Source organism: Candidatus Zixiibacteriota bacterium, from assembly GCA_016933955.1.
Lineage (GTDB): Bacteria > Zixibacteria > MSB-5A5 > GN15 > PGXB01 > JAFGTT01.
Genome location: JAFGTT010000038.1, coordinates 1 through 10845 on the forward strand (window position 1 = coordinate 1; position 10845 = coordinate 10845).

Below are 10845 nucleotides of genomic sequence, written 5' to 3' on the forward strand. Positions count from 1 at the left end.
GAGAGATCAATATTGTCAAGTGGGGAAAATCAATATTTTTTGATGTTTCGGTAAAAAAAGCAGTTTTGATGACAAGTGCTGTCAGTGAGTTGGGGGAAAAGGAATTAATTTTATTGACTGTATTGATCAAATGTTCGGCAGGCTATGGATGGCAAAAAAACCGGAATTGAAAACCATCTATGCTAAGGGGTACAAGAATAATGCGGCCGGGCGGGTAATCCGGCCGCATTTATCAAAAATGGGAGACCTGATCAGGTTGGATAGGAGTCTATAAAACCGTTGCCTTCTGTCCCATCCAGGCGGGAAGAGCCGGCATCAGATTATCGACAATCTCGATCGCCTCCTCTTCACTGATGTTGTGGTGTTCGATACGAAACCTGATCATATTTTCGCGAATGATTTTGCGCGGTTTGAGATGACCGCGTTCATCAACGCATTCGGAACAAAATTCACTTGAAAAGTTACCCCGGGGATAATCGTTTTTACTGCGCATAAGCCGGGCACATGCCTGGCAAATCGAGGTCGGCATGAGTGGATCCCTCCAAAGGATGTCTTTTCTTAAGAAAGTCGGAAATATCGGCCAATAATTAACGGATGAGGCAAAAAAACAGTGTGCGATTATAGAGCAAAAAAAGAGCCGGGGAAAACCATCCCCGGCTGTCAAATGATGTCATTGGCAGGTACGGATCAATACCCGGGATTCTCGTCACCCGGGTTTCCCTCCGGCGATGATTCGGCCGGTTTGTCCTTTTTCATTTTATCGCGGACATCCCTGATTTTGCCGATTAACTCCGGGACCGCCTCGACCAGGGCATCGAGTTTACCCGGTTTGGCCGAGAGCAGGGAGATTTTGTGTTCATCCATAATAATGAACGCGGCCGGCTCGATTTTGGCCGCTCCGCCGCCGCCGCCGCCGAATCCGGCGCCTTTTTCTTTGGCTTCACCCTGGCCGCCGCCGGCCCCGAACCCGACCGAGATTTTAACCACGGGAATGACGGTTTTGTCTTTGACCGTAATCGGGTTTCCGACCACCGTCTGCGATCGGGCGATATCCTTGAGTTCCCCGACAATATCCTTGAGGATTTCGGAGACCTTGTTGTCATTAGCCATAACTTTCTCCTTTTCTTCTTATTATATACCATTGCGGAATTTTTTTATTGAGTTTCTCGAATAGAATTCGACCGGCAAAGCGGATAATATGACACAGGCGCAGGGCAATATTGCCTCGGCCGTAAAAATCGAAATCCTCGCGGTCGAAATCGGGATTGAAGGTAACATGATTCATCAATCGGGGAAATATCCCTTTGGCCGCCCAGTAGAAAGCACAAGTCCGTCCGGTGTTATAAGGGTCGCTGAAACCGCCGTCAACCCGGAGATCGAGAGAGTCAATTCGGATTTTATTCAGCAGGGATCTAAAATATTCGAGATAGGCGACTCTGAAATCAGACGGTTTGAGTTTGAATCTGAATTTACGTTTCTTTTTCTTCTCAGGCCGGGTCGGCCGTTTCATATCGAACCGATAGAGGGGGATTTTTGCAATAGTGACCGTTCCTTGCTTCGTTGTGAGATCAAGTATCACCCCCAGCAGGGTGTAACTGACCCACAGCTTTTTAGCCGCATGTTCGAGACTGAACCGGATCCTGATCGAGGAAACCAGGGCCAGGAACATCAGGATGATTATAAGTAACAGGATATACCAGATAATCATAACTACTCTATTATACTGTATCGGCGCGCAACAGGTTTAAAAAAGCTTTAAATTTCATGGGCCGAAGGGCAATATTCGGCCAGAATGCAATTATCGCAATCAGGGCGTCTGGCCCGGCATACGGCGCGGCCGTGGTCGATCAGGAGTTGGGCAATAATAATCCAGTCTTTCTCAGGGATGATAGTCATCAGATCCCGTTCGATTTTGATCGGGTCCTTATGTGTGGTGAATCCCAGACGCTGTGAGAGGCGGGCCACATGGGTATCGACCACGATTCCCTCGGCCTTATTGAAGGCGGCGCCCAGGATAACCGAGGCGGTTTTGCGCCCGACCCCGGCCAGTTGAACCAGTTGATCCATGGTCTCCGGCATCCGGCCGTTATGGCTTTCAATCAGGGCCTTTGCCGATTCCTTGATCGATCTGGCCTTATTGCGGAAAAACCCGGTGGACCGGATATCCTGTTCGATTTCTTTTATATCTGCGCGGGCGAAATCCTCGGGAGTTTTGTATTTCTTGAATAAATCCCGGGTGACAATATTGACGCGCTCGTCGGTACACTGGGCGGAAAGAATAGTCGCAACCAGAAGCTGATGAGGTGTTTTGAAATCCAGAGTACAGCGGGCGTCGGGATAAGCCTTTTTCAGTCTGGCAATGATTTTTTTAGTGCGATCGGGATTTTCTTTCATAATTTCAAACACTCAAAATAACCACCCGGTCGATGTCGTTAAGGTCTTTTATAATCGAAAGCGATCGATAGCGGGAATCATCGGCAGTCAGTTTCGCGATTTTTTTGCCCTGATCATAGCCGATCTCAAACATCAGCCGACCGTTCGGGTTTAGATGATCGGGGGCTTTGTCAATCAGCCTTTTAATCAGGTCGAGTCCTTCCGGACCCGAGACAAGGGCCTGCCGGGGGTCAGCCAGCACTTCCGGAGGGAGGGTATCGTATTCTTTCTCGGCGATATAAGGCGGGTTGGAAAGAATCAGATCGTATTTCTCATCGGTCAGGATACCGGAGAAAAGATCCGAGACAGCGAATTTTATGCGGCTGTCCAGGGCGTGGATGGCCGCGTTCTTGCGAGCCATCATCAGCGCGGCACGGGAGATATCGACGGCCGTGACATATGCCCCGGCGAGTTCAGCGGTGATAGTAACCGCAATAACTCCCGAACCGGTGCCGAGATCGAGGATTTCGGCAGTTTCCATAGCTTCGTTGTTGACATAGCCGATTGCCAGTTGACAGAGAAGTTCGGTTTCCGGGGTGGGAATCATGACATCATCGCTGACCAGGAATTTCCGACCATAGAAATAGGCCTCTCCAAGAATGTATTGCAGGGGGCGACGGGTGGTTCGCTGATCGACAATCCGATTGAATTTTTCCAGAACGGTATTGTCGATCAACCGCTCACCATGCAGATAGATATCTATCCGTTCGACATCAAGCAGAGTTTCCAGAATAATTTCAATTTCGACGGCGGCCGACTCGATTCCGGCCTGCCGCAATTTTTCTTCGGCTGTTTTCAATATTTTATGAATTTCCTGCTGATTCATAACGGGTAACGGTAATTATTTCGGGATATATTGTCCTGCATCACCGAGACTTTATGGATAGTCCGGCAGGGAATAAATGCCCTGTTCCATTATCGGTTGTAATTCCGGGGGCGAGGCGCACCCGGAACGGGCATGACCATGAAGGTGATACCGTTTTGGGATTGAGCGGCGGACGATTTGGGTTTGTCCTGATATTGAACGCCATGGGAAATATGTCAAAATCGCTAAACCGCCCAGGGTGATAGTTGATTTTTTGATGAATTCCCTTCTCAGCATTTATTGTTCTCCTCTTCCTCGGCGGCCAGATTAAAGTCGTTGATTTTCATTCCCGGGACTTTCATCAGGACTGAAAACTGCGGGTAGATTATCCGATCAGCGGTGATAGCTTCAATATTGGAAAAGGCCTCGAGGATGGACTGGTTGGTTCGCATATTCTTCACCGGTGATTTGATGGAACCATTTTCGATTAGAAAGGTTCCATCGAGGGTGGTGCCGGTAACCATAGTTTTCATCGGATTGAGGAAGTTAAGATACCAGAAATGAGTGATCAGGATACCTTTGTCGGTAGATTTGATCATTTCCTCAATTGAGCTTTTTCCGGGCGCGACCACCATGGTTTTCGGGTACGGTCCGAAGGTATTGGTGGGGGAGAGAGCATGTCCGGTGGAAGATGTATTCATCAAAGCGGCATAGTATGAATTATAGACTACCCCGCGGGCCAGGCCATTCTCGATCAGGGGGACCTTCTTCCGGGCGACGCCTTCATAATCGAAAGGTCGGAAATTGAAATCGGGATCGCGGTTATCTTCATAGACGGTGAAATTATCACCGGTTATTTTTTCGTCGATTTTACCGGCCATGAAAGAGCGGCGCTGATAAAGAGTCTTACATCCAAATCCCATGAAAGCAAGAAGCAGGAGGAGTTGACCGACGGCGGCCGGTTCGAGGATGACAGCGTACTGCCCATCAGGCAGGGAGATCGGATCCCGTGATGTGGCGGCTTTCTGCAGGGCGTTTTTGGCCAGTCTGTCGATATTGATTTGGGAAGCATCGGCCGCAAAAGCCTGGGCCCAGCCGGAGTTATTATGTTCGCCGGAAGCGGTCAGGGACAGCTCGGCATGATTCCCGGCAAAATAACGCTCCATCCCGAGGCTGTTGGCCACGGCCAGGCGGTTTTCCTCGATACGGTATGCTCCTGAGATTTTCAGGCCGGCCTTGTGACAGATGCGGGATATTTTCTCGATTGCCATGGAACGCTCTACCGGTCCGCACCGGGCGGTGCCGGGCACCAGGTAATCTTCCTTGAGAATATCGCTTTCCGGTTTCGGGAAAGAGACAAACTGCTCATCGGGCTCCATGAAAGATAAAATCGTTTCGCAGTTCTGTATGGTGCGCCGAATACCATCATCAGACAAGTCACCACCGGCGGCGACGCCGATTTTTTTGTTTTTAACAGCCCGGATGTACAGGGTGGTTTCCTCGGTGTCGATATTGTCGCTGATCTTTGATTCTGCGAAACGAGTCAGCGACAGGCGCTCGCTTTCCAGAACAGCCTCGGTCATATCGCCGGTGGAAAGGGCCAGGGCCTTTTTGAGTATTTCTTGAGATTTGCTTTTATCGATCACGGCATTATTCTCCAATCTGAATCCGGTCAAATCTGGCCGGGGCGGCACCCTGGGCGGTTCGGGCATTCTGCCCGGGTTGACCTTTGCCGCAGTTGGGTGTCCCCCAGACGCGGTAGGAATTGCGGTCGGCGATGGCGGAACATCGATTCCAAAAGTCCGTAGTGCAACCCGAGTAGGTTGGATTCTTGACCGGGCGGGTCAGTTTTCCGCCCTCGATTAACCAGCCGATTTCACAACCAAATTGAAAATATTTTCGTTCATCGTCGATTGACCACGATTCCACCGTATCCATATAAATACCGTCATCGACTTCCGAAATGATCTGATCGAATGACTTATTGCCGGGTTCGAGAAGGATGTTGCAGATGCGGACGATGGGGATATTGCGCCAGCTGTTAGCCCGCATGGCCGCTGTGGACGATTTACCGATCCGGGCGGCGGTTTCGCGTGAGGACAGGTAATTGACCAGAAGGCCGTTTCTTATCAGATCAGTTGAGTAACTGGGAACGCCTTCATCATCGTAACCGCAGGAAGCCAGCGCATGCGGGACGGTACCGTCGGTGCGAACAGTAACAATATCCGAGGCGAATTGCAGGTTTCCGAGTTTATCCGGGGTGGCAAAGGAAGTCCCGGAGAAATTTCTCTCGGCTCCGAAAACCCGATCCAGTTCGAGAGCATGACCGATCGATTCGTGTATCTGAAGCGAAACCTGGTCACCGGACAAAACCAGAGTGGTTTCTTTAACCGGGCATTCCTCGGCCGTGGTTAGCATTTTAATTTCCTCGGCCAGACGGGGAATAGCCTCTTTGAGATTCAATTCCTCCAGCAGTTCATAACCTTTCGATTCATATTGTCCCGAAGAAGTGGGGAAAGAGCGCTCATAGCGTTCACGATGTGAAGGAGTCATGCCGAGCGATAGCCCGCCTCCGGTCTGAATAATGAATTGCTGGATATCGGCTCCGTCGGTCGAGGTGAAGTATTTCTCTCTCTTGCGGAAAGAGGCGAAGCAGGTGCGGGAGTCCATCCCCGGGCCGGATATGGCCATGGCGCTGTCAATCTCCCGCAGGAAATTTATTTTCTCCTCGAGAGAGAGGCTGAAAGGATCGATTTCGTATGGGGAAATATAGCGCCCGATAGCCGGCTCAAGCGGGGCCAGTACGACCCGGGCCTCATTAACCAGGGCCGAGGCCTGGGCAATCTCGGACGCCATTTCGGCTTTTCTCCTGATATTGTCTTCTGAAAGATCATCGGTTGAGGCAAATCCCCAGGCTCCGTTATGAATCACCCGGATACCGAGGCCTTCGGTGACGGTGCGCTCAATCGGTTCGACCGTTCCGGAGGATATGGAAATATTTTCATCCTCAATCCGTTCAAAACGAACATCGGCGTATTCAACGTCCAGCTGGCGGCATTTGTTAAGCGCCAGGCGGGCCAGTTTTTCTCTATTGATGCTCATATGTTATCGATCCAGTTTGAATTCCTTTGATAATTCCACCGGTTATATACTAAATCATACTTGTAAGGGAAAGAATATTTTCGTAATATTGTAAACTCATTAAATGTGAATTAGTTGAGGAGTTTCAATTTTTGTCATAAGTCAGACCGGGAGTATTGGAATAGTGCGGCGGCCCATTTTTTTATGGATATTGACAGTAATTATTACTTTATCATCGGTTGTTTATCAGCGGATGACCGGTCCGACATACTCGATTCGCGGCAAAACGGATATATCCGGGAGGGAAATATCTTATCGTCTTCTGACAACTCATGAAACGATCTCCGATGCTGTCATGGAAATGACAGTCGGGGATATGGATGTCAGTGGCCGGGTGCGCTGGAAAAGATTTAAAAGCTATGATGAATGGACGACCGACAGCCTGAACCGCCGGGACGATAAACTGGTTCTTGCCATTCCAAAACAACCGGCGGCGGGAAAAGTCATTTATGATGTCAGTTTGACGGGACCTGACGGTATCGAGCGTAAATTAACCGATGAGTCGGTTATCATAAGGTTCAAGGGAGTCGTCCCGCCTTATGTTCTATGGCCCCATGTAGTGTTCATGTTTATCGGTATGCTGGTATCGAACCGGGCCGGTCTGGAAGCTGTAGTCGGAGGTAAAGGAGTTTTTTCTTACGGGTTGATTACCACTATTTTGATGGTGCTGGGGGGATTGATTTTCGGACCGATTGTCCAGAAATATGCTTTCGGGGCTTTCTGGACGGGATGGCCGCACGGCCATGATTTGACCGATAATAAAACCTTCGTGGCCATAATCTTCTGGCTGATTGCTCTCTGGCGAAGCCGGGGCGGCAGGAGTGGCCGGGGATGGATTATTACGGCCTCACTGGTGACGCTATTGATATATCTTATTCCGCACAGCGTCCTGGGATCGGAAATCGATTATACAAAGATGGAGAATTGAATTACCGCCGCGTCTTTGAGATAGAAGTTGATCAGCCGGTTTTCTTTTGCGGTTTTTCGGATTCCAGCCGGGATTGACGGTCATGTTTTTCCAGGGCAGTAACGATTTCGTCAAGATGACCATCAAGAATGTCATTGAGACGGTGCAGAGTCAAACCGATGCGATGATCGGTCACGCGTGACTGGGGGAAATTGTAGGTGCGGATTTTGGCCGAACGATCGCCGGTTCCGACCATTGATTTCCGTTCCCGGGCGATTTCCTCGTTTTGCTCTTCGATAATCTTATCCAGCAGGCGGGCGCGTAACACCTGGAGTGCGCGGGCCTTGTTTTTGTGCTGGGATTTTTCATCCTGGCAGGTAACCACCAGCCCGGTGGGCAGGTGGGTTATGCGCACGGCCGAATCGGTGGTGTTGACCGACTGGCCGCCCGGCCCGGAGGAACGGTAGACGTCGATTTTAAGATCGTTCTCATTTATTTTGAGATCAACCTCTTCGGCCTCGAGTAAGACCGCCACAGTGGCGGCGGAAGTGTGGATCCGACCCTGGGATTCGGTCAAAGGGACGCGCTGAACCCGGTGAACACCGGATTCGTATTTAAGGCGGCCATAGGCTCCCTCGCCTTTGATAATGAAGATAATTTCCTTGACACCGCCCAGTTCAATCGGATTGGATGAGAGAACATCGACCTTCCATCCTTTCTCTTCGGCATAGCGGGTGTACATCCGGTACAGATCGCTGGCGAATATGGCGGCCTCATTGCCGCCGGTCCCGGCCCGGATTTCGATAATGACGTTTTTAATATCGCGGGGGTCTTTGGGGCTTAGCAGCAGATTCAGTTTTTCCTCAAGTCCCTCGAGTCTGGAATCGGAAGCCGCCAATTCCTCCTCGGCCATAGACATCATCTCGGAATCATCGGAAGTATCCAGGATTTCCCTGGCATCATCGATATTGCGGCGGCATTGGCGGTAAAGCCGCCCCGTTTCCAGAATTTCCTCAACCTGACGCCGCTCGCGAGATAATTCCCGCAGGCGGTTCTGGTTGGAGAGGACTTCCGGTTTCATCAGGTCCCGATTGATTTCCTCGAGGCGTTTTTCATATTTTTCTATAATCTCAAGCATAATAATTCACCGTGAATAAAAATGGTGGATAAGGATAACGAGTGGGACCGCTAAAGGCAAGTTCTTTTAACGGTGATTTTCGACTCAGTGATACCGAGGGCGGTCTCCAGGGCGACAATCGCGACTTCCATCTGTTCCGGGGAGGGTTCTTTGGTGGTGATACGCTGGAGCCAGAGTCCGGGCTGGATGAGGGTGCGGGTCAGGGCGTTATCGCGGGTTTTCCCGGAGAGTTTAAGTAATTCGTAAGAACCGCCGGCTACCAGCGGCAAGAGGCTGAAATGGATGGCAAAACGGGTTAGAAGAGCCGGGGGGTAACCGGTGATAACCGCGAAGACAGTATCGGATATGGAGTAAACCAGGATGGCGAAAAGGGCTACGATCAGGATAAAGCTGGTGCCGCACCGGGGGTGGTGGGTGGTATATTTGCCGACACTTTCCGGGGTCAGTTCATCGCCGTTTTCGTAGGCGAAAATCGATTTATGCTCGGCGCCGTGATACTGGAAGACTTTCTTGAATTCGCCAAAGAGAGAAATGAACCATACATACAGAAGGAACAGAATGACGCGAATAATTCCGGCGACAAGATTGAATGAGAGGGCATCCTTCTCGACATGCAGAAGGGAGGAGATCAAAAGGGGGGTGAAAAAGAATATCAGGATACCCAGGCCGAGGGCAATCACGACGGTGCCGAATATGGTAAAATTACTCATCTGTCTTTCGCGGGGATTATACTCCTGGCCCTTTTCCTCGGCTTCCTTCTTTTCCATTTCCTTAACCGCCACATCGGCCGAGAAATTTAGGGTTTTGATGCCCATCACCAGCATTTCGAAAAAAGTGATAACGCCACGAATAACAAGCAGGCCCAGGAATTTATGTCTTTTGGCAAGCGAAATATATTTTTCGGTTTTGACCAGGATTTCACCGGAGGGAATGCGGACGGCGGTCGAGATTTTGTCGGTGGAGCGCATCATGACTCCCTCAATTACCGCTTGTCCGCCGACAGATAAGTCAGGCATCCGGACCTCGTTCAATATCAATTAAAATCTATCACGGAAGACCTATCTTCCAAGAGCAAGAATAATCCACCCCGATAAAACATCGGAGCGTCAACGACAATTAATACGGCTTATTTGCCGGATTCTTTGGTTTTGTTCTGGTCTTTTTTATCCAGCCCGTATTTCCGGCGGAAACGCTCGATTCTTCCCGCGGTATCAACCAGTTTCTGGCGGCCGGTGAAATAGGGATGGCAGTTGGAACAGATTTCCACCTTGATATCCTTGGCAGTCGACCGCGTCTTAATCACATTTCCGCAGTGGCACGTGATGGTCGTGTCGTAATAGTTCGGGTGAATTTTCGGTTTCATTTCATATCCTTAAAAGCATTTCAAATATCTCTCATAAATCAGCCTATTAATATACGTGACCGAATGAAAAACGCAAGTCAAATATTAATACGCTCGACTTTAATAATTATCGTCAGCCGGAGAATCTTTTTTGCGGAAGACGTATATTTTTTCTGAAGAATTAATCTCCCGGGGGGATTTTTTATAATCGCCGAAAACTTCGGTCAGAATCAGCCCCTGTTCGGAGGCATATGATTCCAGTTCGGACTGAGTATAGGCTTTTTCAGAAACTCCGAAGAGCGTGTTATGGCGGGTGACGGTATCGACGGCAAAATCACGAATTAACTTAACCTGTTCATTCTCAAAGAAATACTGCTCACGATGGATGATGGCCGGATGGTCGAAATAGAAAGGTTGTTTTTCCTGATACCATTGGGTATAGCTGGCCATGTCTTCCCGGGAGAAGGTTGGCAGGTGGATAATGAAGACGCCACCGTCTTTGAGACTTGCGGCTGTCCGGGCGAAGATGACCCGGCATTCTTCGGGGGAGAAATGTCCCATCTGGCCACAGATTAGAAAAACGAGGTCAAATTCGTTTTTATATTCGATTCGGAGAATATCTGCGCAGAGAAATTCGGCATCGATTTTATCATCGGCAACCCGGGTGCGAGCGAGGTCGATGGGATAACGGCCGATATCGATCCCGGTCACCTTATGTCCGCGGGCGGCCAGGCGCCGAGAGTATGGCGGCCGCCGCCGCAGGCGAGGTCGAGGACGCAGTTATTTTGATCGGTCAAAAAACTGTCAAGAAATTCGATTTCTTCGCCGGTTGGAATACCCCAGTCATGGACAATCTGGTAAAAGCGGCGGGAAAAACCATAATCTTCCCACGGTAAATCCATTTCAAAGGGAACCGGTTCCTTGAGAATCAAGTCGTAGTCGAAGTATTTTGTATTTGCCGTCCGCATATCCTTTTTTAGAATCGGAAGCCGGGCAAAGTCTTAAAATATCCAACCGGGATGTAGATTCGGATAGCGAATAATATTGTTGAAAAGGTGATCAGAAAGGGGGAAGGCGGC

At 49.8% G+C, this 10845-nt stretch carries 13 protein-coding genes; 1 reads left to right on the forward strand and 12 read right to left on the reverse strand.

Translation table 11 applies throughout. The annotated features are described in order from the left end of the window. Window positions 1–268: 268 nt before the first annotated feature. From JXQ28_13910 to JXQ28_13940, 7 genes are all read right to left on the reverse strand, one after another. Entirely contained in the window at window positions 269–529 is a 261-nt protein-coding gene (locus JXQ28_13910; protein ID MBN2278827.1) for a hypothetical protein, read from the reverse strand. 158 nt (window positions 530–687) lie between these two features. Continuing rightward, window positions 688–1110 carry a sporulation protein gene (locus JXQ28_13915; GenBank protein ID MBN2278828.1) on the reverse strand — a complete coding sequence of 141 codons (423 nt, stop codon included), beginning with the start codon at window positions 1108–1110 and terminating at the stop codon, window positions 688–690. Beyond that, the gene (locus JXQ28_13920) at window positions 1103–1708 is read right to left on the reverse strand and encodes a DUF2953 domain-containing protein (protein ID MBN2278829.1); all 606 of its coding nucleotides are present in this window, start codon (window positions 1706–1708) and stop codon (window positions 1103–1105) included. Before JXQ28_13920 ends, JXQ28_13915 begins: the two co-directional genes overlap by 8 nt. A gap of 47 nt (window positions 1709–1755) precedes the next feature. Then, complete coding sequence (gene nth / locus JXQ28_13925) at window positions 1756–2394, reverse strand: endonuclease III (GenBank protein MBN2278830.1); 639 nt, start codon at window positions 2392–2394, stop codon at window positions 1756–1758. A 4-nt stretch (window positions 2395–2398) separates the two neighbouring features. Next, window positions 2399–3232, reverse strand: a complete 834-nt coding sequence (gene prmC / locus JXQ28_13930) for a peptide chain release factor N(5)-glutamine methyltransferase (protein ID MBN2278831.1) — start codon at window positions 3230–3232, stop codon at window positions 2399–2401. Window positions 3233–3528: 296 nt separating this feature from the next. After that, window positions 3529–4884, reverse strand: coding sequence for a TldD/PmbA family protein (locus JXQ28_13935; protein MBN2278832.1), 1356 nt, complete (start codon window positions 4882–4884; stop codon window positions 3529–3531). Window positions 4885–4888: 4 nt separating this feature from the next. Beyond that, window positions 4889–6340 carry a TldD/PmbA family protein gene (locus tag JXQ28_13940; GenBank protein ID MBN2278833.1) on the reverse strand — a complete coding sequence of 484 codons (1452 nt, stop codon included), beginning with the start codon at window positions 6338–6340 and terminating at the stop codon, window positions 4889–4891. Between the two features lie 190 nt (window positions 6341–6530). Between JXQ28_13940 and JXQ28_13945 the strand changes: the two genes are divergently transcribed. After that, a complete protein-coding gene (locus tag JXQ28_13945) occupies window positions 6531–7307 on the forward strand; it encodes a hypothetical protein (protein ID MBN2278834.1) in 777 nt (258 codons plus the stop codon). A 31-nt stretch (window positions 7308–7338) separates the two neighbouring features. On the opposite strand, the gene prfA is transcribed toward JXQ28_13945, so the two are convergent. The 5 genes from prfA to JXQ28_13970 all read right to left on the reverse strand — a co-directional run bounded on the left by prfA (window position 7339) and on the right by JXQ28_13970 (window position 10734). Then, the gene (prfA, locus tag JXQ28_13950) at window positions 7339–8424 is read right to left on the reverse strand and encodes a peptide chain release factor 1 (protein ID MBN2278835.1); all 1086 of its coding nucleotides are present in this window, start codon (window positions 8422–8424) and stop codon (window positions 7339–7341) included. Window positions 8425–8474: 50 nt separating this feature from the next. Then, window positions 8475–9440 carry a DUF1385 domain-containing protein gene (locus JXQ28_13955; protein ID MBN2278836.1) on the reverse strand — a complete coding sequence of 322 codons (966 nt, stop codon included), beginning with the start codon at window positions 9438–9440 and terminating at the stop codon, window positions 8475–8477. 110 nt (window positions 9441–9550) lie between these two features. Then, window positions 9551–9787 carry a 50S ribosomal protein L31 gene (rpmE, locus tag JXQ28_13960; GenBank protein MBN2278837.1) on the reverse strand — a complete coding sequence of 79 codons (237 nt, stop codon included), beginning with the start codon at window positions 9785–9787 and terminating at the stop codon, window positions 9551–9553. 99 nt (window positions 9788–9886) lie between these two features. After that, window positions 9887–10477, reverse strand: coding sequence for a class I SAM-dependent methyltransferase (locus tag JXQ28_13965; GenBank protein MBN2278838.1), 591 nt, complete (start codon window positions 10475–10477; stop codon window positions 9887–9889). Next, a complete protein-coding gene (locus JXQ28_13970) occupies window positions 10474–10734 on the reverse strand; it encodes a hypothetical protein (GenBank protein MBN2278839.1) in 261 nt (86 codons plus the stop codon). Before JXQ28_13970 ends, JXQ28_13965 begins: the two co-directional genes overlap by 4 nt. Window positions 10735–10845 lie beyond the last annotated feature (111 nt).